Annotated in this window: 29 protein-coding genes; 10 read left to right on the top strand and 19 right to left on the bottom strand. The window is 67.6% G+C overall.

What is annotated here, in order from left to right:
• From NN2_RS16090 to NN2_RS16105, 4 genes are all read left to right on the top strand, one after another.
• Nucleotides 1-807, top strand: a complete 807-nt coding sequence (locus NN2_RS16090) for an SDR family oxidoreductase (RefSeq protein WP_063014469.1) — start codon at nucleotides 1-3, stop codon at nucleotides 805-807.
• Nucleotides 807-1,004 (top strand): ferredoxin, encoded by a 198-nt coding sequence (locus tag NN2_RS16095; protein WP_030515738.1) that lies wholly within the window; start codon nucleotides 807-809, stop codon nucleotides 1,002-1,004. Before NN2_RS16090 ends, NN2_RS16095 begins: the two co-directional genes overlap by 1 nt.
• A 31-nt stretch (nucleotides 1,005-1,035) precedes the next feature.
• Nucleotides 1,036-2,115, top strand: a complete 1,080-nt coding sequence (locus NN2_RS16100) for an NAD(P)H-dependent amine dehydrogenase family protein (RefSeq protein WP_063014471.1) — start codon at nucleotides 1,036-1,038, stop codon at nucleotides 2,113-2,115.
• A 280-nt stretch (nucleotides 2,116-2,395) separates the two neighbouring features.
• Nucleotides 2,396-3,622 carry a cytochrome P450 gene (locus tag NN2_RS16105; protein WP_063014473.1) on the top strand — a complete coding sequence of 409 codons (1,227 nt, stop codon included), beginning with the start codon at nucleotides 2,396-2,398 and terminating at the stop codon, nucleotides 3,620-3,622.
• Nucleotides 3,623-3,749: 127 nt separating this feature from the next.
• On the opposite strand, the gene NN2_RS16110 is transcribed toward NN2_RS16105, so the two are convergent.
• A complete protein-coding gene (locus NN2_RS16110; protein WP_063014475.1) occupies nucleotides 3,750-4,349 on the bottom strand; it encodes a TetR/AcrR family transcriptional regulator in 600 nt (199 codons plus the stop codon).
• 130 nt (nucleotides 4,350-4,479) lie between these two features.
• Here NN2_RS16110 and NN2_RS16115 point away from each other — a divergent pair, with 130 nt between their 5' ends.
• Nucleotides 4,480-5,355 (top strand): NmrA/HSCARG family protein, encoded by an 876-nt coding sequence (locus NN2_RS16115; protein ID WP_063014477.1) that lies wholly within the window; start codon nucleotides 4,480-4,482, stop codon nucleotides 5,353-5,355.
• Between the two features lie 63 nt (nucleotides 5,356-5,418).
• Here the strand turns inward: NN2_RS16115 and NN2_RS16120 are convergent, their stop codons facing one another.
• From NN2_RS16120 to NN2_RS16150, 7 genes are all read right to left on the bottom strand, one after another.
• Nucleotides 5,419-5,850 carry a nuclear transport factor 2 family protein gene (locus NN2_RS16120; protein WP_063014572.1) on the bottom strand — a complete coding sequence of 144 codons (432 nt, stop codon included), beginning with the start codon at nucleotides 5,848-5,850 and terminating at the stop codon, nucleotides 5,419-5,421.
• A 180-nt stretch (nucleotides 5,851-6,030) separates the two neighbouring features.
• The gene (gene ppnP / locus NN2_RS16125; protein ID WP_063014479.1) at nucleotides 6,031-6,342 is read right to left on the bottom strand and encodes a pyrimidine/purine nucleoside phosphorylase; all 312 of its coding nucleotides are present in this window, start codon (nucleotides 6,340-6,342) and stop codon (nucleotides 6,031-6,033) included.
• A 30-nt stretch (nucleotides 6,343-6,372) separates the two neighbouring features.
• Nucleotides 6,373-7,419, bottom strand: coding sequence for an alpha/beta hydrolase (locus NN2_RS16130; RefSeq protein WP_063014481.1), 1,047 nt, complete (start codon nucleotides 7,417-7,419; stop codon nucleotides 6,373-6,375).
• Nucleotides 7,416-8,300: a short-chain dehydrogenase/reductase gene (locus NN2_RS16135; RefSeq protein WP_063014483.1), complete on the bottom strand. Its 885-nt coding sequence runs from the start codon at nucleotides 8,298-8,300 to the stop codon at nucleotides 7,416-7,418. The genes NN2_RS16130 and NN2_RS16135 overlap by 4 nt, the downstream gene beginning before the upstream one ends.
• Nucleotides 8,297-9,760: a flavin-containing monooxygenase gene (locus NN2_RS16140; protein ID WP_063014485.1), complete on the bottom strand. Its 1,464-nt coding sequence runs from the start codon at nucleotides 9,758-9,760 to the stop codon at nucleotides 8,297-8,299. The genes NN2_RS16135 and NN2_RS16140 overlap by 4 nt, the downstream gene beginning before the upstream one ends.
• An 89-nt stretch (nucleotides 9,761-9,849) precedes the next feature.
• Entirely contained in the window at nucleotides 9,850-10,893 is a 1,044-nt protein-coding gene (locus tag NN2_RS16145; protein ID WP_063014487.1) for a PDR/VanB family oxidoreductase, read from the bottom strand.
• Entirely contained in the window at nucleotides 10,890-11,783 is an 894-nt protein-coding gene (locus NN2_RS16150; protein ID WP_063014489.1) for a metal-dependent hydrolase, read from the bottom strand. Before NN2_RS16150 ends, NN2_RS16145 begins: the two co-directional genes overlap by 4 nt.
• Nucleotides 11,784-11,882: 99 nt before the next feature.
• Between NN2_RS16150 and NN2_RS16155 the strand changes: the two genes are divergently transcribed.
• Nucleotides 11,883-12,497, top strand: a complete 615-nt coding sequence (locus NN2_RS16155; protein WP_063014574.1) for a TetR/AcrR family transcriptional regulator — start codon at nucleotides 11,883-11,885, stop codon at nucleotides 12,495-12,497.
• Nucleotides 12,498-12,588: 91 nt separating this feature from the next.
• Here NN2_RS16155 and NN2_RS16160 read toward each other — a convergent pair whose 3' ends face one another.
• From NN2_RS16160 to NN2_RS37750, 5 genes are all read right to left on the bottom strand, one after another.
• The gene (locus NN2_RS16160) at nucleotides 12,589-13,209 is read right to left on the bottom strand and encodes an MBL fold metallo-hydrolase (protein WP_245658730.1); all 621 of its coding nucleotides are present in this window, start codon (nucleotides 13,207-13,209) and stop codon (nucleotides 12,589-12,591) included.
• Nucleotides 13,206-14,288 (bottom strand): S-(hydroxymethyl)mycothiol dehydrogenase, encoded by a 1,083-nt coding sequence (locus tag NN2_RS16165; RefSeq protein WP_063014493.1) that lies wholly within the window; start codon nucleotides 14,286-14,288, stop codon nucleotides 13,206-13,208. The genes NN2_RS16160 and NN2_RS16165 overlap by 4 nt, the downstream gene beginning before the upstream one ends.
• Nucleotides 14,289-14,418: 130 nt before the next feature.
• Nucleotides 14,419-14,703: a hypothetical protein gene (locus tag NN2_RS16170; RefSeq protein ID WP_156511349.1), complete on the bottom strand. Its 285-nt coding sequence runs from the start codon at nucleotides 14,701-14,703 to the stop codon at nucleotides 14,419-14,421.
• On the bottom strand, nucleotides 14,684-14,863 hold the full coding sequence (locus NN2_RS16175; protein WP_146098655.1) for a hypothetical protein: 180 nt from the start codon (nucleotides 14,861-14,863) through the stop codon (nucleotides 14,684-14,686). Before NN2_RS16175 ends, NN2_RS16170 begins: the two co-directional genes overlap by 20 nt.
• A 5-nt stretch (nucleotides 14,864-14,868) precedes the next feature.
• Nucleotides 14,869-15,036 (bottom strand): hypothetical protein, encoded by a 168-nt coding sequence (locus tag NN2_RS37750; protein ID WP_167331926.1) that lies wholly within the window; start codon nucleotides 15,034-15,036, stop codon nucleotides 14,869-14,871.
• 227 nt (nucleotides 15,037-15,263) lie between these two features.
• Between NN2_RS37750 and NN2_RS16180 the strand changes: the two genes are divergently transcribed.
• Genes NN2_RS16180 through NN2_RS16190 form a run of 3 tightly spaced genes read left to right on the top strand, consistent with a single transcriptional unit; the run spans nucleotide 15,264 to nucleotide 16,548 of the window.
• A complete protein-coding gene (locus NN2_RS16180; RefSeq protein ID WP_169812416.1) occupies nucleotides 15,264-16,121 on the top strand; it encodes a helix-turn-helix domain-containing protein in 858 nt (285 codons plus the stop codon).
• Entirely contained in the window at nucleotides 16,118-16,324 is a 207-nt protein-coding gene (locus NN2_RS16185) for a DUF397 domain-containing protein (RefSeq protein ID WP_063014501.1), read from the top strand. Before NN2_RS16180 ends, NN2_RS16185 begins: the two co-directional genes overlap by 4 nt.
• Before the next feature lie 20 nt (nucleotides 16,325-16,344).
• Nucleotides 16,345-16,548, top strand: a complete 204-nt coding sequence (locus NN2_RS16190; RefSeq protein WP_063014503.1) for a DUF397 domain-containing protein — start codon at nucleotides 16,345-16,347, stop codon at nucleotides 16,546-16,548.
• 255 nt (nucleotides 16,549-16,803) lie between these two features.
• Here NN2_RS16190 and NN2_RS16195 read toward each other — a convergent pair whose 3' ends face one another.
• The 6 genes from NN2_RS16195 to trxA form a co-directional block, all read right to left on the bottom strand.
• Complete coding sequence (locus NN2_RS16195; protein ID WP_156511350.1) at nucleotides 16,804-17,991, bottom strand: alpha/beta fold hydrolase; 1,188 nt, start codon at nucleotides 17,989-17,991, stop codon at nucleotides 16,804-16,806.
• A gap of 275 nt (nucleotides 17,992-18,266) precedes the next feature.
• Nucleotides 18,267-18,392, bottom strand: a complete 126-nt coding sequence (locus NN2_RS38960; RefSeq protein WP_281208827.1) for a hypothetical protein — start codon at nucleotides 18,390-18,392, stop codon at nucleotides 18,267-18,269.
• Between the two features lie 39 nt (nucleotides 18,393-18,431).
• Nucleotides 18,432-18,869, bottom strand: a complete 438-nt coding sequence (locus NN2_RS16200) for a VOC family protein (protein ID WP_063014507.1) — start codon at nucleotides 18,867-18,869, stop codon at nucleotides 18,432-18,434.
• Nucleotides 18,870-18,914: 45 nt separating this feature from the next.
• Complete coding sequence (locus tag NN2_RS16205) at nucleotides 18,915-19,892, bottom strand: universal stress protein (protein WP_063910779.1); 978 nt, start codon at nucleotides 19,890-19,892, stop codon at nucleotides 18,915-18,917.
• 30 nt (nucleotides 19,893-19,922) lie between these two features.
• Nucleotides 19,923-20,759 (bottom strand): ribosome hibernation promotion factor, encoded by an 837-nt coding sequence (locus tag NN2_RS16210; RefSeq protein ID WP_081879512.1) that lies wholly within the window; start codon nucleotides 20,757-20,759, stop codon nucleotides 19,923-19,925.
• Nucleotides 20,760-20,898: 139 nt separating this feature from the next.
• Nucleotides 20,899-21,267 (bottom strand): thioredoxin, encoded by a 369-nt coding sequence (trxA, locus tag NN2_RS16215; protein WP_030515760.1) that lies wholly within the window; start codon nucleotides 21,265-21,267, stop codon nucleotides 20,899-20,901.
• A gap of 305 nt (nucleotides 21,268-21,572) precedes the next feature.
• Here trxA and car point away from each other — a divergent pair, with 305 nt between their 5' ends.
• Nucleotides 21,573-25,055, top strand: coding sequence for a carboxylic acid reductase (gene car / locus NN2_RS16220; protein ID WP_063014509.1), 3,483 nt, complete (start codon nucleotides 21,573-21,575; stop codon nucleotides 25,053-25,055).
• The last annotated feature ends 32 nt before the right edge of the window (nucleotides 25,056-25,087 follow it).

Raw genomic sequence — 25,087 nt, forward strand, 5'->3', positions numbered from 1 at the left:
ATGCCGCGTTTCGATCCGCACCCGGATGTGCGACCGGTTCTCATCGCCGGGGCGTCGTCGGGAATCGGCGCCGCGACCGCGATCATGCTGGCCGAGGCCGGATTCCCGGTGGCGCTCGGTGCGCGCCGGGTGGAGACCTGCCGCGAACTGGCCGACAAGATCACCGCCAACGGCGGCACCGCCTTCGCGGGTTCGCTCGACGTGACCGACGATGCCTCGGTCGACGTCTTCGTCACTGCCGCCGAGGAGGCGCTGGGGCCCATCGAGGTCGCGGTATCCGGCGCCGGGGACATCGAATTCGGTCTGGCCCACGAGATGGAACCGCAGACCTTCCTGAAGCAGGTCGACGTCCATCTGGTAGGTGCGCAACGGCTGGCCCATCGCATCCTGCCGGGCATGATCTCCCGGCGCCGCGGCGATTTCGTCTTCATCGGCTCCGACTGCGCCGACCAGGTCCGCCCCCGCAACGGCGCCTACAACGCCGCCAAGACCGGACTCGAGGCGATGGCCCGCCAGCTGCGAATGGAATTGGAGGGCACCGGTGTTCGCGCCTCGATCGTGCGGCCGGGAGCGACCCAGACCGGAATGGGGATGAACGCCGCACCCGAGCAGGTCGGACCACTGCTCGACGACTGGGTGAAATGGGGCTTCGCCCGCCACCCCTTCTTCCTGCGCGCCTCCGACCTCGCCGCCGCGATCGCCGCGGTGGTCAACACACCGCGCGGCGCGCATCTGGTGCTGGTCGAGGTGCAGCCGGAAGCCCCGTTGCGCGAGCCGGACCAGGCCGATAAGGAGGCACAGAGCTGATGCGTATCGAAGTGGATCTGGACCTGTGTCAGGGCCACGCGATGTGCCAGGCCGAGGCGCCGGACTACTTCGACGTGCCCAAACACGGCAAGGTCGAAATCGTGCGGCCCGAGGTGGACGAGGCCGACCGCGCGGATGTGGAGAACGCGGTGCGGTACTGCCCGACCCAGGCGCTCTCGATCGTGCGGGACCAGTGATGGGCGCGGCCGTCCGGGAAGGGGAGCGTTCGTGATCAGGGTGATCCAGTGGGCGACCGGTGGAGTGGGTCGCGCCGCGATCGAAGGCGTCCTCGACCATCCGGAGCTGGAACTGGTGGGCGCCTGGGTGCACAGCCCCGACAAGGACGGCGTCGATCTCGGCACCCTGGTGGGGCGTGAGCCCATCGGCGTCACCGCCACCACCGACGCCGAGGCCCTGCTCGCCCTCGACGCCGACTGCGTGATCTACAGCCCGGTCTTCGCCGATACCTCGGTGCTGCGCGCGATCCTGCGTTCGGGCAAGAACGTCGTGACCCCGCTGGGCTGGTTCTATCCCCGGCAGCGCGACCGCGAGAAGTTCGACGCGGTCTGCGCCGAGGGCGGAGTCACATTGCACGGCACCGGAATTCACCCCGGCGGCCTCACCGAACGGTTGCCGCTGGTGGTCTCCGCGCTGTCGGGTTCGGTGACCGGCGTCCGAGCCGAGGAATTCTCCGATATCCGCACCTACGGCGCTCCGGATGTGGTGCGGCACTGGATGATGTTCGGCGCCGATCCGGAGAAGGCCGCGGGAAGCACCGTCGCGGCGATGCTGGCCGGCGGCTACAGCCAGTCGGTGTTGATGATCGCCGACGAACTGGGATTCGATCTGGATCCCGATATCCGCACCACGCACGACATCGCGGTCGCCACCGCGCCGATCGACTCACCGATCGGCGTCATCGAACCGGGACAGGTTGCGGCCCAGCGCTTTCGGTGGGAGGGCACGGTCGACGGCGAACCGGTGATCACGGCGGCGGTCAACTGGTTCATGGGTGAGCGGAACTTCGACCCGGCGTGGAGCTTCGGGCCGAACGGTCAGCGGTTCGAGGTCGAGGTGCGCGGCGACCCCGGCTGTGTGCTGACGCTGTCCGGCTTGCACGCCCACGATCCGGCCGAGGGGGCCCGGCGCAATCCCTCGATCGTCGCCACGGCGCTCAACTGTGTGAACGCGATCCCCTATGTCGTGGCGGCCGAACCGGGCGTGCGCACCTATCTCGATCTGCCGCTGCCGGCGGGGCGGGCCGCGCCCCGTCTGCATCGCGACCGGAGAACCGAGGTGAGCGGATGAACGAAACCCGCCGTTGAATTCCCGGGTGCCACTCGGGTTTTCGCCGACCGAACAGTGCGATACAGACCGATAGCGTAGAGCGATGCGCGTCCGGACGATCGGGAAATCTCGCCGATCGGGCGGTTTTTCGTATGCTCGAAATAGTTTTGTCATAACTTCTGTTTTTCCGGAATGCGCGCATCCGCAGCTCTTTTCCGCTGCAATGCAACGTGTTCTAATCAAGGAAGAACACGTTTCGAAAAATCCATGATTCGCAGTGCAGCGGACACGAGGAGGAACTGTGGCTGCTCCGTCGATACCGGCCGGATTCGATTTCACCGACCCGGGACTGTGGGCCGAGAGAAGTCCGGTCGCCGAATTCGCGGAATTGCGGCGCACCGCGCCGGTCTGGTGGAACGCCCAGAGTGAGGAGCAGTCCTACCCGTTCGAGGATGCCGGCTACTGGGTGGTGAGCCGGCACGAGGACATCAAGGAGATCTCGCGCCGCTCGGACGTCTTCTCCTCGGAGAAGAAGGGTTCCATCATCCGGCTGCCCGGTTTCGCCACGCCGGAGCAGTTGTCGGTGACCAGCGCGCTGCTGGTGAACATGGATCCGCCCAAGCACACCAAGATCCGCCGCATCATCTCCAAGGGTTTCACCCCGCGCGCCGTGGAGAGCCTGCGGGCGGCATTGACCGAGCGGGCCGAGCGAATCGTGCGCGCCGCCAAGGAATCCGGCGGCGGCGATTTCGTCGAACAGGTGGCGTGCGAATTGCCGTTGCAGGCCATCGCCGAACTGCTGGGCGTCCCGCAGGACGATCGCCACAAGCTGTTCGACTGGTCGAATCAGATGCTCAATTACGACGATCCGGAATACGGTGATTCCGCGGTCGCCTCGGCCGAAATTCTGGGCTACGCGTGGAATATGGCCGAGGCGCGCCGGTCGGAACCGTCGGGCGATATCGTCAGCCAACTGGTCAGCGCCGATATCGACGGCGAGGCATTGGGTTCGGACGAATTCGGATTCTTCGTCATTCTCCTCGCCGTCGCCGGAAACGAAACCACCCGCAATGCGATCACGCACGGGATGAAGGCTTTCGTCGACCATCCGGACCAGTGGGAGGTGTACCGGCAGCAGCGTCCGCGCACGGCGGTCGACGAAATCGTGCGCTGGGCGACTCCGGTCACCGCGTTCCAGCGCACCGCGACCGAGGATGTGGAATTGGGCGGGCAGCTGATCAAGGCCGGTGAGCGGGTCGGATTGTTCTACAGCTCGGCCAATTTCGACGAGGCGGCCTTCGACAAGCCGTTCGACTTCGACGTGCTGCGCGATCCCAACCCGCATCTGGCCTTCGGCGGAACGGGCGCCCACTTCTGCGTCGGCGCCAACCTCGCCCGCCTGGAAATAGACCTGATGTTCAACGCCATCGCCGACGTGATGCCCGACCTGCACCAGATCTCCGACCCCCAGCGCCTGCGCTCGGGCTGGATCAACGGCATCAAACACTGGCAGGTCGAATACTCCTAGACCCGGGGAAAAGGGCTGGGGGACAACCGAGGGCCGCACGATCATTCGTGCGGCCCTCGGTCGTGTGCGCGACATGCGTTGTGGCCCAGCGTCATTCCCAGCGCAGTGGTCCGGCAACCGGTGTCGGTCACGCAGGCGCTCGGTGATCGGGCGCGCGGAGGCCGTCGAGCACGACGGCGATCAGGGGGTTCGGCGCGTTGCGCGCTCGGGCGCGGCGTTCGACCGTCGCCGCGCCGATGACCAGGTCGAGCACGTCGGCGACATCGATGTCGGGTCGTACGGCCCCTGCCTCTTTCGCCCGGGAGAGCAGGGTGTCGAACGACCGGATGAAGTCGTGCCGGAGTTCGTCGGGGATCGCTACGGCCGTGCCGCCGTCGTCATCCAGCGCTTCGCACAGCGCCTGGTTGAGGGCGACCTCGCCGACGAGGTGGGTGAAGTAGTCGAAGAACGCGTCCTCCGGCGCGGTATCGGTGCCGGCGAGCAGGCGTGCTCGTTCGGTGAACTCCTCCACCCGGCCGACGACGACCGCCTCGAACAGTGCGGAACGCGTGGGGAAATGCCGGTACACGGTGCCGACGCCGACGCCCGCTCGGCGCGCGATCTCGTCGAACGACGCCGACGAGCCGTCCACCGAGAGCATCTCCCGGGCGACCGCCAGTACCTGGTCCCGGTTGCGGCGCGCGTCGGCGCGCAGTGGCTTGGCAACCTGCCCCGCGTCCTTACCCATCGCTCGATCGTAGCCGCCACCGTTGCTAAACGGAGACTCCTCTCCGTATAGTGAGCGGAAGCGGAGAACGGTCTCCGTTTACTGCGGCTCGGCGGCGCGGTAGATCCGAAGATTCGCTTACGGAGGGCTCATGGAACAGGTTGTTTTCGTCATCGGCGCGACCGGACAGCAAGGCGGGGCGGTCGCCGATCGTCTCCTTGCCGACGGATGGCAGGTGCGGGTGTTGACTCGTCGCCCCGACAGCGACAGGGCGCGAAGCTTGGCGCAAACGGGCGCGCAGGTGATCGCGGGCTCGCTGGAGGACCCGGCGACGATCGACCGCTGCGTCGACGGCGCCTACGGCGTGTACAGCGTGCATCCCGGGCCGCTGACCCCGGAGCAGGACGAGGTGAAGGCAGGTAAGGCCGTCACCGACGCGGCGGTGAAATATGGTGTGGCCCACCTGGTTTACAGCTCTGGCCTGGGTGCCGATCGCGGCGGCCAGCCGACCAAATGGGAGATCGAGCAGTACATCGCCGCGTCGGGTGTCTCGGCCACGGTGCTGCGGCCGAGTTCCTTCATGGAGAATCTGATCACGCAGTCCGCGACGGTCGGGATAAGCGACGGCGCGCTGCGCACCGCCGCCGCCGCGCACGTGCGTCAGCAATTCATCGCGCTCGACGATATCGGCGCGTTCACCGCGCTCGCCCTGCGGAATCCGGACGACTATCGCGGCCGGACACTGGAACTCGTCGGCGACGTGCTCACGCCGCCGGAGGTCGCCGCGCAGGTCGGCGCCGCCCTCGGGCGGCCGGTCCCGTACATCCAGCGCCCGATCGAGGAACTGCGCCGCATCAACGAACGATTCGCCCGCGGCTACGAACTGCTCAACAGCGGCGACGGCAGCATCCCCGACGTCGACGTCGACGAACTGCGCGCACTGCACCCGGGCTTGATGACCTTCCGGGACTGGCTCGACGCCAAGGGCGCGAAGCTGATCCGCCCCTTGCTCGACACCCGGCCTTGATCATCACCGAGGTGCGCCCTCGCGCTTGTCGGCGTCGACGATCGGGAACGGTGACCGAAGCTGTCAGCCGGTGACCGCCGGTTCACCGAAGACGTCACGGTGCCCGCGCGCGGTGTCCATGTATTCGCGAACCCGGTGAATCAGTCCGTCGCGCAGTTCGAACACGAAACAGTAGTCGTTGCTGTAGCGATTTCCGTTCGCCAGCGTGGCAGTCATCGTCTCCTCCACGATCACCCGGTCGCCCTCGGCGTAGAAGCCGTGAAAATCCAGCGCGACATCGGCGACGAACAGGCGGGGAAAACCGTTCGCGATGAACTCCGTGATGGCCTCGCGCCCGATCATGTGGCTGGGAGCGTCCAAGGCGACCGCGGTGGCATTGCCGGCCGGCGCCAGCCATTCGGCGTCCGGAGTGAAGAATGCTGCGATCTGCTCGGCGTCGTGGCCGGCGAAGGCCCGCCAGGCAGCCTGAACCACGGTCCTGTTGTCCGGTGTCATGGCCCGGACCTTACCGTCGTGAGCGACGGCGATCCGGCGGGAAATGGACAAGGTCATCGGGGTGGCGGGGGAGCAACGGCGGCCCGTGCCGCCGCATGGGCCGCACGATCGCTCGTGCGGCCCTCCTTCGGTAAACCCTTGCGTGGTAGTGGTTCTCGGGGCTGCGGGGTTAGCGGCTGCTCAGCCGAAGTGGCAGACGTAGTGCAGGGTTTCCCGCACCTCGATGTCGAACGAGCTGTCGCCGGGCACGGAGAACGATTCGCCGCCGCGGTAGGTCGTCGGCTCGGTCGCGCCGGGTAGTGTCACGGCGCACTCGCCCTCCACCAGTTCCATGATCTCCGGGGCGCCGGTGGTGAAGGTCAATGTCGACGGCAGGATCACGCCGACCGACTTCCTGGTGCCGTCGGGCAGCGTGAGGTCGTGGCTCACGCATTTGCCGTCGAAGTACACATTGGCCTTCGTGGCCACGCTGACGTTCTCGAACTGCGACATGGTCTCTTTCCCGGAGGTGACGTGGAGTAGTCAGCCTACTGACCGCGCCGATCGGCCCGGTGCGGCGGTCGCCGCCGCTGTCTCCCCGGCCGGATCGAGATGGGCGGCGACGAAGCGGGCCGCGGCGCGGTAGGCGGATCGGGATTCGGGCACGACCGCAGGTAGCGCGTGGAACACGTGCAGTTGCCCGGGCCAGGTGTGCAGCGAGCAGTGTGCGCCGGCGGCCCGCAGCGCCGTGGCGAGGGCGACGGCGTCGGCGGTGAAGAACTCGTCCCCGCCGACGTGAATCAGGGTCGGCGGTAGAGCCGTTCCCGCGACCGGCCGCAGCCGCTGCGGTCGCGCGGTGAACTGCGCGACGGCCGCGCGGGCGACGGCCGGGCCCAGCACGGTGTCCCGATGGGCGGAGCGCGCGGCGGTATCCAGGGAGAGATCGGTCATCGGCGAGAACAGCAGCAGGCAGGCAGGGCGCGAATTACCCTGCGCCGCATGCGTGATCGCGAAGTCCGCGGCCAGATAGCCACCCGCGGAATCGCCGGCCAGCACGATGCGGTCCGGACTGTAGCCCTGGGTCAGCAGCCATCGGTAGGCCGCCGCGACATCCCGCGGGGCGGCCGGATGCGGATACTCGGGAGCGAGCCGGTAGGCCGGCGTGAAGACCGGCAGCCGGGTGGCCGTGGAAAGCCGCGAGGCGACGCCGCGGTAGGACCGGGGCGAGCCGGCCACGAACCCGCCGCCGTGTACGTAGAGCACAGCGGCGTCGTCGCGGGTGGCACGCGGTCCGCGCACCCATTCGCCCGGAACCGGGCCGTCGTCCACCGGGTCGATGCCGGTCCCGCCGAGCACCGGCGCGGCCGCGCGCATACCGTGTTCGAGCAGCAGGCGCGCGGCAGCGAGGGTGCGCCGGTCGACCGGGACGGCGGCGAGGACGGTGCCCACCCCGAGCAGTGCCGAGATCCGACGCAGTGTCCGGGCGGGGGGCGAGGCCGGCGCCGCGGTGACGGTGTGGTCTCCCGGGAACATGCCGGCGGTGGCGAATTCCTGGTATTCGGCACGGTTTTCGCCGATCCGGCCGGTCATGGCCGGGCCCGCTGTTCGACGCGCCGCACCAGGTCGTGCATCCGCGCGTCGTTGGCCAGTCGACTGTCGAGTACGACGTTCACCGCGCCGCGTAGCAGGGCGTAGGGCTGCCAGCCGAGCGGCGCGACGGTGCGCGGTGCGCGGCGGGCGATGCCGTCGGCGATCACGGTGGCCGCCTCGGTCGCGCTGATCCGGACGTTGAGCGGCCACGGCAGCAGGCTGTCCAGTTCGTGGCCGAGGGGATCGCGATCGAGAGTGCTGCGCGTCATCTCGGTCTCCACCACGCCGAAATACGACACGCCCGCGCTCGCGCCGAACCCGGCCAGTTCCACCCGCAGGGCGCGGCCCAACTGCTCGACGGCGGCCTTGCTGATCATGTACGGCGATCCGGCCATCCCCGGTGCGAACGCCGCGCACGAGGAGACGACCACGACGTGTCCTCGATGGGCGACGATCTGGTCCAGCGCGGGATGCACGGTGTTGTACACGCCGGTGAGGTTGATGGCCATCACCCGGTCGAACGCGGGCCCGGTCATCGTCCGCAGGGTCGCGGCCTCGGGCACGACCCCCGCGTTGGCGACCACGACGTCCAGGCGGCCGAAATGGTCGATCAGCCAGGCGACGGCGGCCTCCATACCCTCCCGGTCGGCGACGTCGGCCCCCACGCCGAGCGCGCGCGAGCCGAGATCACGCGCGGCGGTCTCGGCCGCCGCGGCATCGATGTCCACCACCGCGATCCGCGCGCCGCGCCGGTGCAGGATGGCGGCCAGTTCCCGGCCGATGCCCTGACCGGCGCCGGTGATCAGCACCACCCGTCCGTTCACGTCGTAGCGCTCGCCGCCGAGACCGACCGGCCCGAGCAGTCTTCCGAGGCCGATCATGCGTTCACCGCGTAGGACTCGGCGTCGAAACCGGCTGTGCGGCGGCGGTATTCGAAACTCCAGTTCGGGTACAGGCCCGCGTTGCGGCCGTCGGGAGTGGTGTAGTACGTCTGGCATCCGCCGGTGAGCCAGACCGTCGAGGTGCTGCGTTCCCGCATCTCCTCGACGAAGCGCTCCTGGACCTGCGGTCGCAGTTCGACCCGGCGCGCGCCCTTGCGGCGCATCGTGCGCAGGGCGTCGACGATGTAGGTGATCTGGGATTCGATCATGTAGATCGCCGACTGGTTGCCCGCCGCCCCGAACGGACCCAGGGTGCAGAAGAAATTGGGGAATCCGGCCAGTGCGATGCCCAGATAGCTTTGCGGCTGCTGGTGATACAGCTGCGCCATCGTCACGCCGTCGCGTCCGTGGTAGCGCTCGAAGACCGAGGGGATCGGCTTGAAACCGGTGCCGAAGATGATGGTGTCCACTTCGTGCTCGGAGCCGTCACGTAGCACGATCGAGTGCGGCCGGACCTCCGCGATGGATTCGGTCACCACCTCCACGTTCGGCCGGTCCAGCGCCGGGAAGTACGCGTCGGAGAAGATCGCGCGTTTGCAGCCGATCACGTAGTCCGGGGTCAGTTTGGCGCGCAGCTCCGGGTCGCGCACCTGCCGCCGCAGGTGCCACTTGGACAGGGCCTCGTAGGGATGGCGAAAGCGCTTGTCCACCAGCGAGATCAGGCCGAAGGCCTCGATGGTGGCGTACCAGCCGCCGCGAATCGCCTTCTGCGCCATCGGCAGCGTGCGCAGTACCAGCCGCTCCGCGCCGAGCGTGGCGCGGTCCATTCGCGGCACGATCCACGGCGCGGAGCGCTGGAAGAGCAGCAGCTTGCCGACTTTCGGCTGGATCTCGGGCACGAATTGCACCGCGGACGCTCCCGTGCCGATCACCGCGACCCGTTCGCCGGTGAGGTCATGGTCGTGATCCCAGTGCAGCGAGTGAAAAGCATTGCCGGCGAACGTTTCCAGGCCCGGCAGCGCCGGATACTTCGCTTCGGCGAAGACCCCGGCGGCCGACAGCAGGAAATTGGCCGTGAGCGAGCCACGGGAGGTCTCGATCCGCCAGACCGACTCGTCCTCGTCCCACCGGGCGTCCAGCACCTCGGTGCCGAACCGGATGTGCCGGGCCACATCGAACCGTTCCGCCACCGAGCGGAGATAGTCGAGGATCTCGGGCTGCTTGCCGTAGGTGCGCGACCAGTCGGGGTTAGGGGCGAACGAATAGCTGTACAGGTGCGAGGGGACGTCGCACGCGCAGCCGGGGTAGGTGTTCGCCTGCCAGGTGCCGCCGAGGTCGTCCGCGCGTTCCAGGATCACCAGATTGTGGAAGCCGGCCGCACGAAGTTTGACGGCCAGGCCGATACCGCCGAATCCGGCGCCGACGATGGCGATGCCGATGTGCTCGCGAGGTGTGTTCATCGCAGGTTCCTTCCGTGCAGTACCGCGATCGGCGTGGCATGCGCTTGTTCGGACAACGTTGTCCCTTCTCGGTGTCGGAGGTCGAGCGCTCAGAGGTCGAGCACGAGATCGTCGCCCGCCGCGCGGGAGACGCAGATCAGCATCCGGTCGCCGCGCTCGGCGTCGGACAGCAGGCGGTCGCGGTGGTCCACGGCGCCGGAGAGCACGCCGGTCTTGCAGGTTCCGCAGAATCCTTGGCGGCAGGAGAAGGTCACGTCCGGCGCCACGCGCCGAATCGCGCTCAGCGCGGTCTCGTTCGCCTCCACCCGCACCGTCCGGCGGGAGCGGGCCAGCTCGATCCGGAACGGCTTGCCGTCGGTGACGGGCAGCGCCGAGAACCGTTCGGTGTGCAGGGAGCCGGTGGGGTTCAGCTCGAACATGCAGCGCTGGGCGGCCGCGAGCATCGGCGGCGGCCCGCAGACGTAGACGGCCGCGCCGGGCTCGGCCCGCGCGATCAGGTCCGCGACCGCGGGCACGCCGCACTCGTCGTCCGGCCGGATCTCCGCGTGCGCAGGCAGCTCGGCCAGGAACGGCATGGCGGAGCGGGTGCGGCCGGTGTAGATCAGTTGTCCGCGCGCGCCGGCCGCTGTGGCCATCGGCAGGATCGGGGTGATCCCGATGCCGCCCGCGAGGAACAGGTAGGACGGCGCCTCCACGAAGGGGAAGGCGTTGCGCGGACCGCGAATTCGCAGTGGGTCGCCCACTCGCAGCGTCTCGTGGATTTCCCGGGAACCGCCCTCCCCGTCCGCGATGCGGCGGACCGCGATGCGGTAGCGCTGCCGGTCGGCGGGGTCGCCGCACAGCGAATACTGCCGCTGCCGGCCGGACGGCAGGAAGACGTCCAGATGTGAGCCGGGACGCCAGCTCGGCAGCTCGTCACCGCCGGACGCGCGCAGCGTCAAGCCGGCCACGTCGTCGGCTTCCCGCTCGACGGACTCGACCACCATGTTCAGGTCGAAACCGTTGCGCCGCACCGGGTTCGGCCGCGACAACACCGTGGCGGCCGGTCCCGAGACGAACACGTGTCTGTAGACGTCGATGACGCCGCCGAGCACCCGCAGCCCGGCGGGCACGCTGGTCGCCGCGCGGGTCATCGCTGTGCCGCCCTGGCCGCGGGCGAGTGTGCGAGGTAGCGCAACGCCGTGTCCATCGGGCCGAGCTGGGAGGGATGGAATCCCGGCCGCAGGTAGCGCGGGATCTCGGTGAAGAACGTCGTCCAGCTCGGGATCACCTTGCGACGGGTCGCGCTGACGAATTGCCATCCCCAGAACCGGCCCTTGTCGGGCGATGGGTCCTTGCGATACATGTACGCGGCCGACAGCACGAACAGCGGCAGCAGCGTCGCACTCGCGACCAGCGCCGTCCGCGCTTTGCGGGCGTAGCTGCCGTCGACGTGCATGAACGCGTCGTACACGACGCTGCGGTGCTCCACCTCTTCGGCGCCGTGCCAGCGCACCAGATCGAGCATGGCCGGATGCATACCCTTCCGCTCGAGCACCTCGGCGTTGAGCAACCATTCGCCGAATACGGCGGTGTAATGCTCCATGCCGGCGAACAGTCCGAGCCGTTCCTTGAGCCATTCCTCCTTGGCGCGGCCGGTCAGTCCGTGGTCGCCGAGGATGCGATCGACGGCCCAGCCGATCGCGCCGACGTAGGAGTCGACGTCCAGCCCGATCGACTGCAGGTGCGTGCGAGCGGCCTCGTGGGTAGCGGCATGCATGGTCTCCTGTCCGACGAATCCGGTCACCTCCTCGCGGAGCCGTTCGTCGTCGATGTAGGGCAACGACTCGGCGAGGGCCTGGGCCATCGCCCGCTCACCTTCCGGCAGCAGCAGGTGCATCACGTTGACGATGTGGGTGGCCAGCGCCTCACCGGGGATGTAGTGCATGGGCACGGTGGCGAAGTCGAAGTGCACGTCGCGCGCGTTGATCGCATGCGCCTCGTCGCGGTAGGGGCGCCTCGTCGCGCCAGCTGTCGAAGCCATACACGGAACGTACAGCGCAACATTTTCTATTGCAATGTTGCGCGCAACATTTTTCTCGAGAATGTTGCAAAGGGTGGTCCCTCTGTTAGCGTGGACAGTGTGATCAGCGCGTCGAAAACGGCCTCTACCCGGGACAATGTCGCCGATGGCGTGGAAGCGCGCATCCTCGACGCGGCATTGGTCCGGTTCCAGAAGGTCGGCGTCAAGAAGACCACCATCGAGGACATCGCCCGCGAAGCGGGCGTCGACCGGGTCACGGTCTACCGGCGCATGGGCTCCCGCGACGACGTGGTGCAGGCGGTGGTGAACCGCGAAGTCACCGCCGTGCTCACCGATGTCGCCGAGATTCCCGAGCGCCATGACACCGTCGAGGACCTCGTGACCGACGTCTTCGTCACCGTCCTCACCCGCTGGCGGACCAACCCGCTCGTCGAGCGCATGATGGCCCTCGAGCCGGAGCGGGTCATCATGAAGCTGACCGCCGAGGGCGCCACGACCTTCGCCATGTGCGTCTCCGCGACGGCGGCGGTCTTGCAGCGCGCGGTGGATCGTGGGCTACTGCCCGACGCGCCCGACCTGCTCACCCGCGCCGAATTGCTCTGCCGCATAGTGCATTCCCTCATCCTCGCGCCGTACTGTGCCGGAGAATTCCACAACGACGAAGACCTGGCCGCCTTCGCTCGCGTCTACCTGATCCCGCTCGTCAAGGGGTGAGCGAGGCCGCCACGGTAAGAGTGTCACGGCCGAGGGCCGCACGATCGCTCGTGCGGCCCTCGGCGCGTATATGACTGTGCGGCAGTGATTTTCAGTGACCGCGTTTGATCCATTCCGACAGGTGCGGCGCCTCCGTGCCGATGGTGGTGGAGTCGCCGTGTCCGGTCAGTACCGTGGTATCCGCGGGCAGATTCAGCAGGCGGGTGCGGATGGATTCGATGATCGTGGGGAAGCTGGAGAACGATCGACCCGTCGCGCCGGGTCCGCCTTGGAACAGGGTGTCACCGGTGAAGACCGTCTTCTCCGAGGCCAGGTACAGGCTCACCGCGCCGGGGGAGTGGCCCGGTGTGTGCAGAACCTCGATCTCGCTGCCCGCCACCGGAATTCGCTCCCGATCGTGCAGCGGTTCGTAGCGGGTGTCGGGATAGAGGGCACTCCACAGCACCTCGTCGGCCGGATGCAGCCGGATCGGGGCGCGCAGCGCCTCGGCCAGTTCGGTGGCCACGTTGATGTGGTCGTTGTGGGCGTGGGTGCAGACGATCGCGCGCACCGTGCGATCGCCGACGGCCGCGATGATCGGCTCGGCCTGGTGGGCGGCATCGATCACAACGGCCTCACGGTCGTCGCCGACGACCCAGACATTGTTGTCGACATCCCAGCTGCCGCCGTCCAATTCGAACTTTCCGGAGGTGACGACGCGGTCGATCCTCACAACGTCACCACCGATCGCAGCACGTCACCGTGATGCATGGTGGTGAACGCCTGCTCGACCTGGTCGAGGGCCACGTGCTCGCTCACGAACCGCTCCAGCGGCAGCCGTCCCTGGCGGTAGAGGTCGAGCAGCATCGGGAAGTCGCGTTCCGGCAGGCAGTCGCCGTACCAGGAGGACTTCAGCGAGCCGCCGTGCGAGAAGAAGTCGATCAGCGGCATCTCCAGCTGCATATCCGGCGTCGGCACGCCGACCAGCACCACCGTGCCGGCCAGATCGCGCGCGTAGAAGGCCTGCTTCCAGGTTTCCGGCCGCCCGACCGCGTCGATCACCACGTCGGCGCCGAAACCGCCGGTCAATTCCTGCACCCGCTCGACCACGTCATCACCGGCCTCGAGGGTGTGGGTGGCGCCGAGTTCCTTGGCCCACTCCAGCTTTCGCGGATCGCGGTCGATGGCGATGATGGTGGTTGCGCCCGCCAGCCGGGCCCCCGCGATCGCGGCGTCACCGACGCCGCCGCAGCCGATGACCGCGACCGAATCGCCGTAGCTCACCCCGCCGGTGTTGATCGCCGCCCCCAGTCCGGCCATCACGCCGCAGCCGAGCAGTCCGGCCACGGCGGGATCGGTCTCCGGGTCGATCACGGTGCACTGTCCCTCGTGCACCAGGGTCTTGTCGGCGAAGGCGCCGATGCCCAGAGCCGGGGTCAGCTCGGTTCCGTCGGCCAGCGTCATCGGCTTGCTCGCGTTGTGGGTGTCGAAGCAGTACCACGGCTTGCCGCGCTTGCAGGCCCGGCACTGGCCGCACACCGCGCGCCAGTTCAGCAGCACGTGGTCGCCGGGCTGGACGTGGGTGACGGCGTCGCCGACCGTTTCCACCACGCCGGCCGCCTCGTGGCCGAGCAGGAAGGGGAATTCGTCGTTGATGCCGCCCTCGCGGTAGGTCAGATCGGTATGGCACACCCCGCAGGCCTGCACCCGCACCACCACGTCGTGCGGGCCCGGATCGGGGATGACGATATCGACGATCTCGACCGGGGCGCCCACACTGCGGGCGATGACGCCGCGAACCTTCTGGGACATGGAATCTCCTTTACGCGTCGAGGGTGCCGGTTCACCTATGGGTCAGTGTATGCCCGCCCCCAAGATCTCGGACAGGTGTCCGGACTGTAGTTCGGTTTGCGGATTCGTGGCCGCATGAGACGCCCGGCGGTCAGGAGGCGAATCGACGCCGGAACTCCTCGCTCACCGCGCACCACAGGGGGTGGTATTCCGGCAGGAGTGAATGGGCCTGCGCGAGCGTCGGCGTGACGGTGAACATCACCCCGTCGCAGGAGTAGGGGGTGGCCGCGTGGTGCGTGAAACGTGCGGTATCGATGGGTGTTTCGCGATCGGCGAGGTGGGTGATCTCGATTCGGCCGTGGTCGCCGACCCGCCACCACACCGACGATGGGCCGGCCGCCGTGCGAAAGTGTTGGTTATTCCCGGTATCGGTCACGGTATTTCGCCTTTCGCGCTCGGTCTTCGTCGGCGATGCGGTCGAGAATGGCGCGCACCGAATATCGTGTGTCCGGCTTGGAGATCTGCTCGGGCCAGAACACCGCGAGCACGATGACCGTCAGCGGAATACTGATCAGCAGAACGAATTCCCAGAACATCCGCGTCACTCCCGACCCGAATCCGGCACCAGGTGTTTTGCCTCGATGAGCCGCTGCTTCGCCTGCTGTTTGACCGGGCACACGCACAAAGCGCAGTCGATATGCAATTGCATGATGATGTGCGCGTAGGAGACGGTCATGATCGGCATTCGATCGTGGTTGAGCAGTCCCATGGTGGATACTTCCCCTGCGATGTGAAAGTGGTTGTCAGCGTTGAGGTTGCATCGACTCGGCCGCGAGTTGTAGTCGAATGGTGGGGATTTCGGGTATCCGTTGCCGTACCGATTGTTTGAACTCGTCTACCAGCAACCTGTCCAGTGGGGACCTGTCCAGAAAGCCGGGACACAATCGATAGGGGAGCTAACGAATGGGGTCAGGGAGCACACTCGCGCAACGAGCGTTGGGGCGTGAACTGCGGCGGCTGCGAAATGCCAAGGGAATGGGACAATCCCAGGCCGCGCGCATCGCGGAAACGTCGCATCAGACCATCGGCCGCATCGAAGAGGGCCAGACGACGCGGATCACCAGCCTGCAAGTGAACGCACTGTGCGACAGCTATGGGGCGACCGATGAGGAGCGGCGCATCTGCCTGGATCTGGTGAAGGAGATTCGCGCATCGCGAGAGGGGAAGGTGACGGCCAGCTGGTGGAGGGCGTATGCGGACGCGCAAACTACTGGATTCGACCACTATCTTGCCCTGGAGGATGCCGCCAACAAACTCACGATCTGGCAGTTGATGATCGTTCCTGGACTGCTGCAGACTCCTGAGTATCGCCGCGCTATAGCGTGGGCAGAATCGCCCGACCTGCCTTCCGAGCAACTGGAACGGCGCATTGAATGGCAGACGCATCGCCAAGAGCGATTGAAGGATCCGGAACTGCACATTGCCGCATTTCTGTCGGAGGCGGTCTTGCGTGATCAGGTCGGCGGGAAGGCTGTCATCGCGGGGCAGATTCGCCAACTGATCACGCTGTCCGAGCTCCCCAACATCGACATTCGGGTCACACCGTTCAGTGCGGGCCCGCACGTCGGGCGGTTCGCAGGATCGTTCACGATGGTGGAATTTCCAGTCCTCTCGGCCAATCTGGTGCCTCCTCCGATCGTCTACTCGGAGGGTTACGCAGGCGACCTCTATCTGGAACGAGAGACCGAGATCCGGCGATATCAACGAGTCGTACGCGAGATCACTCGTGTAGCGTTGGACGGGGTCGAGTCGAAGAAGTTGATGTCCGAAATCTGCAAGGAGCACAGCCGGTGAGCACCAACGATCTCTCCACGGCGAAGTGGTTCAAGTCGAGTCGGTCCACTTCTACGAAGGACTGTGTCGAGGTGGCGTTCCTCGATGATGGTGTCGGCGTTCGTGATTCGAAGAACCCCACCGGCCCGGCCCTGATCTTCACCCCCTCGGAGTGGTCCACGTTCACCTCAGGTGTGCAGCGCGGCCACTTCGATCGCGCGTGACCAACCAAGGAGCGCACGCCATGAGCAGCGATCTGCCCGCGGCGAAGTGGTTCAAATCAAGCCGCTCGGGAGCGAGCAAGGAGTGCGTCGAGGTGGCGTTCCTCGATGATGCTGTGGGCGTTCGCGATTCGAAGAATCCCACCGGCCCCGCGCTGTTGTTCACTCCCTCGGAGCGGTCCTTCTTCACCACCAGCGTCCAGCGCGGCCGGTTCGATCGGGCGTAGCCCTCTCCGCTCATTACGGTCGAGATGCCCCGAAGTCCTTATCTCCCTTGAGCTTCGGTGGTTCTTGCGTATCTGTCGTCGCTGGCGGTGAGGGCGCACCTGGCGGGTGCCGCTCGATTGGGGCCCGGACGGTGATCTGTCTGAACTTTTCGTGCAAACCCCGCCCACATTGACGGAAACCCGCACATTTCCCCGAGGTTTGCACGGAAAGTTCAGCCCTCTGGCGCAACGCAATTCGAATCGTGTCCGGTGTTCTCAGGTGAGATGCCGGTCGGCGAGGGCCCCAGCGGCGGCATCGGGCACGTATGTCGCACACGCGGTGATGAGAGCCCGGATCCCGTGAACGGTTTCGGTGGTCAGCGCGGCATGGCGCACCACGTCGAGTTCGTTGGCGACGGTGAGGAGTGCGAAGTCCGCGAGGTCGGTGCCGTCTACGGCGACCACCTCGCCGGTGAAGCGGTCGGTGAGCGGAAGTGGGGTGGTGCCGAGGTGGGGATAGGTCTCGGCTCGGTCGCACGCGCCGTAGCGGTAGACCAGCGCTTCCGCGTCGTGACCGATTGCCGCGCGCAGGCGTGATCGCCGGTCGGGTGGCAGCAGCGAATGTGGGAAGCCGTCCGTGCCGTAGGTGGCGTGGGTGAGTGCGGCCAGCCGAACCCGGGTACCTCCGCCGAGGTCGGCGACCAGCTGCCGCACCCGCTCGAGATGATCGCGGAGATCCCCACCGGGATGCGCCACCCGGGCCGCGCCGAGTTCGCGCAGCAGCGCCAGCGCCGGCCACGGTGTCGTGAGATCCGCGATCGTCCGCGCCAACGCCTCCGGCTGATCGCGGGCGACCAGATGCCCGGTGCCCGGAATTCGGGTCACCGTGGCGTGCGGAGCCAGCTGGAGCAACCCGTCGGCCTCGACGTCGGTGAGCGATGAGCCCCGACCGGCACGGATCAGAAGGATGGGGATATCCAGTTGTGCGGTGATCTGTCGCAGCCGCGGGACGTGGGCCAAGACATCGTCGATGAAGTCCGGGTAGACATTCGACAGGCCACCGGCATCGAGAAAGCGCCGCACTCGGCCCGCATCGAGATTGGGCACCACATCCACCAGCACCAGCCCCGTGACCTTGGCTCGGGTGCGCGGATCACCCAATGCCGCAACGGCGGAGAGCCCGCCCAGTGAGGCGCCGACGAGCACGCATCCGGGTTCCGCATCGACTATCGCGGCAATATCGCCCCCGCACTCGTCCAGCCTCCTGAGTGACCCACCGCTGTCACCGTGCCCGCGCTGATCGAAAGCGACACACCGCAATCCGTCCTCGACAAGTCGCTCCACGACGGGAGCCCACACCTGCCGCCGCTCACCCCCTGCATGCAGCAAGACAACCGTCGGCCCATCGCCGACCTCCTCCCCGTGCAGGTCCACGTCCGGACGGGCAATATGCCGCGCTCGCACCGCATCCATGGTCTACCCCCGTGCGATAGTCAGGCCGTTCACGATAGTGCCTCGCCGCGATCCCCTCCGACCCCGCGTCCGGCTGAACTAATCGCGCAAACCTCGCCGACGATGACGGAAATCGCGCGCCGGCGGCCAGTTCCGCAAGGTCACCCTCGAACTGGGCGGGAAGAATCCGCAGATCGTCTTTCCCGACACATCTCGCCGCGGTTTGCACGATTAGTTCACCCCCGCACCTGCCCACAGGCGCTGGGACGTTCCCTGCCACATCGGGATCACCGGCGCACCGAGATCTTTCCGATGATGCACACCATCGTCGTTCGCAGGGAGCTGCTGCGGGAACGTCCGGGGCCGGCCCACGAGGTATTCGGGCCCTTCTCCGCGGTGAGGGAATCGGCCACGGTTTGCACGATCGGCTCGCTCGAGCGGGCGATCCGCCCTCAGTCCTTCTTCAGCTCCTCGGCGAGCATCACGAGGATGCCGCTCGGGCCGCGGAGGTAGGTGAGCTTGTAGATGTCCTGATAGGTCGCGACGCCGCGAAGCGGATGGCAGCCGTGCTTCGCGGCGATCTCGAGGGCTGCGTCGATATCGTCGACCGAGAAGGCGACCCGGTGCATGCCGATCTCGTTGGGGCGGGTGGGTTCCGTCTCGATCGCATCCGGGTGGATGTACTCGAAGAGCTCGAGGCGACCGTGACCGTCCGGGGTCTGGAGCATGGCGATCTTGACGTGATTGCCGTCGAGACCGACGGCGGTGTCGGTCCATTCACCACTGACCGTGTCCCGGCCGAGAACCGTGAGACCGAGGTCGGTGAAGAAGGCGATCGTTGCTTCGAGGTCGCGAACGGCGATGCCGACGTTCTCGAGTTTGATGGGCATGCGGTGGATGCTACCGAGCAGGGCTGACCAATTTCGGTAGACGAATCACCGGCCGCGGCCCTCGTCGTCGCGGAACGAGCCGGCACTCATGCGACTGCCCTTCGCCCCGGCGGTTACGTGTTCGGTGACCGCCGCGTCGGCCTCGCCGCCCCGGACGACGATCGTCGGACAGTGCGCGAGATGCAGCAGCGCGGTACTGGTCGAACCCAGAACCAGACCGGGAAACCCGCCGCGCCCGTGGGTACCGACCACCAGCAGTTGCGCGTCCTCGCAGTGGGCGAGCAGCGCCCGAACGGGGCTGTCGCACATCACGACTCGCTCGACCGATACCTCCGGGAACCGTTCCGCCCAGCCGGCCAGTCTCTCGGCCAGCACCACCCGCTCGGTCTCGCGAATCGCCTCCCAGCCGACCACGGGCAGGTCGTAGCCGCTCCGATCGCTCCACGCGTGTACCGCGACCAACCCGGCCCCGCGCCGGGACGCCTCGGCGAAGGCGAGTTCGACGGCCGGGACGCTGTTCGCGGTGCCGTCCACTCCGACCACGACCGGTTTCCGCGCCCATCCGGCGTCGGCGGCCGGATCGCCGTGCACGACCGCGACCGGGCAGTGCGCGTGCCGGCTGAGCGCGGTGCTGACCGAGCCGAGCACCATCCGCCCGATCGCCCCGCGGCCATGGCTGCCGACCACCACCATCCGCGCCCGCGCCGAATGTTCGAGCAGGGTGGGGATGATCATGTCGAAACTGAGTTCGGTGCTGATCGCCGGCGTCGCATCGGGTGTGGCATGGCGCGCCACCGCAGCCGCTTCGGCCAGTACCCGTTCCCCGTCCGCGCGCAGCCACTGCTGTTCCGCGGCGGCCAGCGCAGCGGTCAGGCCCGGATTCGGCGCTACGCCGTAGGACGTGACGATGTGCAGCGCGCAGTGCTGCAACGCGGCCTCGACGGCGGCCCACACCACGGCTTGCAATGCGATCTCCGAGCCGTCGGCGCCGACCACGATCGCCGGTGTATCCGGTCCGCTCATAGGTATCTCCTCTTCCCGTGTGCGCCGGGCCTATTCGGTGCGGTCCGCGGCGTCGGTGCGGTCTGCGGCGTCGGAAGGCGTGATCAGGCCGTAGTGCCCGTCGTAGCGGTGATAGAGCACGCAGCCGCGATCGAGATCCCGGTCCCGGAAGAAGACGAACGGCCATCCGGTCAGTTCCAGCCGGGTGATCGCCTCGGGCACGCTCAGCCGGGGCGCCTGCCGGCTGCTGACGGACAATGCCGGCAGGCCGCGGGTCACCGCGTCGGGACGCGGATCCACCTGCGCCAGACGGTAACCCGTGGCGCCGTCGCGATAGAGGACGCTGTCGACGCGGCTGCCGTATTCGGTGAACAGCTGGAACTCGTAGTCCATGAGTTCCATGTCGAAGGCCGCCTCGTCGACGGTCTCGTTCGTCAGTGCGTACGACTTGTGCCGCACGACTCGACGCTCCTCGGCCGGACGCGGGTGGTACGGCAATCCGTTTCGCGGAGCAGCGCCGTGCCGCCATTCGTGGACCGCTCCGGCTCCCCGTCCCCCTCGTACGGCTTCCCAGTGCCGCGAGATGCGGGCGAGGCGTGACTCGAGCCGCGCCCGGAGCAGGTCCACGGCTTCCCGCGTGCTCGTGCCGGTGACCTGCACCCGCACCGGGCGACCGGCGAGATTCACATTGGCCTGGGCGACAACCGATCCGCCGAGGGCGGGATCACCGTGACCGGTGAGCCGCACTCGCGCGGACAGGACGGGCTCCGGCGCGTGGGCCAGCGCACGCCCGATCTTCTCCCGCGCGTAGTCCGCTCCCGCATCCGACACATAGCGGCCGGCGGAGACCTGGAGGATCGGCTCCGCCGGCGAAACGGTGTTCTGCATGAGGAGGACAGTCGCATCCGCGCGGCCCGGTGCGAGAGGGCACAAAGTCACCGTGCCCCTGCCGTTCGACCGCTTCTCGGCGGCCGAACAACCGGCGAAGCCGCGGTGGTTCCGAGGGGCGATCCGGCAGCGACCCGGCTCACACTCGCGCCGCTTGCGCGGCCATCTCTCGGCGCACGTCGTCCATGTTCAACTCGCGTGCCCGTGAAATGAGTTGCTCCAGTGCGTCTTCGGGGACGACGCCCGGCTGCGCGTACAGCACGACACCGTCGCGGACGATCATCAGCGTCGGAATGGAGCTGATCCGGAACGCGCCCGCCAACTCCTCTTCCGCCTCGGTGTCGACCTTTCCGAACACGACGTCCGGATGCTTCGCGGCGACGCGCTCGAAGATCGGCGCGAACATCCGGCACGGACCGCACCAGGATGCCCAGAAGTCCAGAACCACCAGGTCCGAGCCCGCGACGACCTGGTCGAAGTTCGCCTTGGTCACTGTCGTAGTTGCCATGTCTCTCTCTTCTCTCTTGGGTCATATACCCCGGGGGGTATATATGGAAGCGTGTGGGTGGCGCACTTATTCCACGCGGAGTCTCGCCCCGGCGCCGGAACGGAAACGTCTTCACACCGGAATCGAACGACGCCCAGGGGGGTGCGGCCATCATGTGAGTAGGCATTTCCGCCGCTGCCTACCGAATCGTTGGCGCAAAGGCTTGACGAACGGGTAGTTAGCGGAGCTAAGTTAACCGTGATGCGCGCTACAGTGGCGCGTGGGGACGACTCGTCCGCCGGTAGACGACCCAGGGAGACCTACCCATGCCCGATGACGTGCAGAAGGCCGAGCGTAAACGGCGCCTCGCGGCGGCGATGGCCGACGACGAGGTGCGTGCGGCATGGCCGGATGCGGACGTCAGCGCCGCACTCGCACGCCCGGGCCTGCGCCTGGCCGAACTGGTCGACACGGTCATGACCGCGTACGCCGACCGTCCGGCCGTCGGGCAGCGGGCCGGTGAGATCGTCGTCGACGCCGAGGGGCGCCGGGTGCGGCGGCTGCTGCCGCGCTTCGAAACCCTGAGCTATCGGCAGCTGTGGTCACGCGCCGGCGCGCTGGCGAGTGCGTGGCAGGCCGCGGGGGTGCGCGCCGGTGATTTCGTGTGCACCGTCGGATTCGTCAGCAGCGATTACGTCACCGTCGACCTCGCGGGCGTGCGGCTCGGTACCGTGGCGGTGCCGCTCCAGGCCACCGCCGCTGTCGCGCAATGGAATTCGATCATCGCCGAAACCGAGGCGCGGGTACTGGCCTGCAGCGCCGAACTGCTCGACGCCGCTGTCGAGGCCGCGCTGGCGAGTGCGACGATCGGGCAACTGGTCGTCTTCGACAGCACCGGCGACGACGACGAACGCGCGGCCGTCGCGGCGGCTCGCGCCCGGCTGGCCGAATCGGGTCGCGAGATCGCGTTCGACTCGCTGCACGATCTCGTCGAGCACGGTTTCGCCCTCCCGGCCGTGCCGCTCGCGAGCGCGCCCGGCGACGATCCGTTGTCGCTGCTCATCTACACCTCCGGCAGCACCGGAACGCCCAAGGGCGCCATGTACACCGACCGCTTGGCCGCCGCGATGTGGTTGTACACCGCCAAGGCGCCGGTGCCCGCGATCACCCTCAACTATCTGCCGCTCAGCCATGTGGCCGGGCGTCTGCAACTGGGCGGCACGCTCGCTCGCGGCGGGACCGCCTACTTCACCGCGCGCAGCGATATGTCGACGCTGTTCGAGGATCTGGAGCTGACCCGGCCCACCGAACTGGTCTTCGTTCCGCGCGTCTGCGAGATGCTGCTGCAACACCACCAGGGTGAGGTCGAGGCCCGGATCGCGGCCGGTGGTGAGCGCGGCGTCATCGAGGACGAGGTGAAAGCCGAACTACGCGAACGACTTCTGGGCGGCCGCTTCCTCGGCGCGATGTGCGCCAGTGCGCCGCTGGCGCCGGAGATGCGCGCCTTCATGGAATCCGTGCTGACCATCGGCCTGCACGACGGATACGGCTCCACCGAGGCCGGCGGCAGCGTCATCGTCGACAACAAGGTCCGGCGCCCGCCGGTGCTGGATTACAAGCTCGCCGACGTCCCCGAACTCGGCTACTTCGGCACCGACCAGCCCCATCCGCGCGGTGAACTGTTGCTCAAGACCACCACCATGTTCCCGGGATACTTCAAACGCCCCGAGATCACCGCGGAGATGTTCGACGAGGACGGCTTCTACCGCACCGGCGACGTGGTCGCCGAACTCGGCCCCGACCATCTGGTCTACGTCGATCGCCGCAACAACGTGCTCAAGCTGTCACAGGGCGAGTTCGTCACCGTGGCGAAGCTGGAGTCGGTGTTCTCCACCAGCGCGCTGATCCGTCAGATCTTCGTCTACGGCAGCAGCGAACGCGCCTACCTGCTCGCGGTGATCGTGCCGACCGACGAGGCGCAGGCGCTCCCGGATCTTCGTGCGGCACTGGCCGAATCACTGCAGGAGCTGGCGAAGGAGGCCGGGCTCAACAGCTACGAGATTCCGCGCGACTTCCTGCTCGAGACCGAACCGTTCACTCAGGACAACGGTTTGCTGTCGGGGATCGGAAAGTTGTTGCGGCCCAAACTGAAGGAGCGCTACGGCGAGCGTCTGGAGCGGCTCTACGCCGAACTGTCCCAGGAACAGGCCGACGAACTGGCCGCACTGCGCCACGGTGCGGCCGATCGCCCCGTGCTGGAGACGGTGGGCCGCGCCGCGCGGGCCCTGCTGGGCTGCGCGAGTGGCGATATCCGGCCGGAGGCGCATTTCACCGACCTCGGCGGCGATTCGCTCTCGGCGCTGACACTGTCGAATCTGCTGAGCGAACTGTTCGGCGTGGAGGTGCCGGTGGGCACCATCGTCCATCCGGCGAATACGTTGCGGCGCTTGGCCGAACACATCGACACCGAACGACGCGGCGGCGGCCGCCGCCCCACCCTGGTCGCCGTGCACGGGCGCGGCCCGCGGGTGCGAGCCGCGGATCTGACCCTCGACGCGTTCATCGACCACGAAACCCTCACCGCCGCAAAGTCTCTGCCGCCCGCATCGGACCCGCCGCGCACGGTTCTGCTGACCGGGGCAAACGGTTACCTCGGCCGGTTCCTGTGCCTGGAATGGCTGCACCGGCTCGACGCCTGCGACGGCACCCTGATCTGTGTGATCCGCGGCGGTGACGCCGACGCCGCGCGAGCGCGCCTGGACGAGGCGTTCGACAGCGGGGATCCGGTTCTGCTGCAACGGTATCGGGAGCTCGCCGACCGCCGGCTGACCGTCGTGCCGGGCGATATCGGCGAACCGAATTTCGGGCTGAGCGAGGACCGGTGGCGCGAACTCGCCGAAACGGTCGACCTGGTGGTGCACCCGGCGGCGCTGGTCAATCACGTGCTGCCCTACGACCAGCTGTTCGGGCCGAACGTGGTGGGAACCGCCGAGGTCGTCCGCTTGGCGATCACGGCGCGCCGCAAGCCGGTGACCTATCTGTCCACGGTCGCGGTGGCCTCCCAGGTCGACCCCGCGCGCTTCACCGAGGACGGCGATATCCGCGAGATCAGCCCGGAACGGGTCATCGACGGCGGCTACGCCAACGGGTACGGCAACAGTAAATGGGCCGGTGAGGTGTTGCTGCGCGAGGCGCACGACCTGTGCGGACTTCCGGTCGCGGTCTTCCGGTCCGACATGATCCTCGCGCACAGCGAATTCGCCGGGCAGTTCAATCTGCCCGACTTGTTCACCCGGTTGCTGCTCAGCGTGCTCGCCACCGGCCTCGCACCGGAATCGTTCTACCGCCCGGCCGCCGACGGCGGTCGCGCCCGCGCCCACTACGACGGCCTTCCCGCGGACTTCACCGCCGCCGCCATCACCGCGCTCGGCCCCGGCGCCGACAGCGGATTCGACACCTTCGACGTGCTCAACCCGCACGACGACGGCATCGGCCTGGACACCTTCGTCGACTGGCTCGTCGCCGACGGTCACCGCATCACTCGCATCGCCGACTACGCCGACTGGCTGGCGCGTTTCGAGACCGCGCTGCGTGCCCTGCCCGAGCGGCAGCGGCGGCATTCGGTTCTGCCGCTGCTGCATGGTTTCCGTCGTCCGGCTCCGGCAGTTCCGGGATCGGCGCTGCCGGCCGAGCGGTTCCGGGCCGCCGTGCGGGCGGCGGGAACCGGCCCGGACGGCGACATTCCGCATCTGAGCCGGGAATTGATCGGGAAATACGTCCGGGATCTGACCGCTGCGGGTCTGCTGTGAAGATTGCCGAAACCGGACACAGCCGGGGCCTG

This window comes from Nocardia nova NBRC 15556, assembly GCF_001613005.1.
In the GTDB taxonomy this organism is placed as follows: Bacteria; Actinomycetota; Actinomycetes; order Mycobacteriales; family Mycobacteriaceae; genus Nocardia; species Nocardia nova.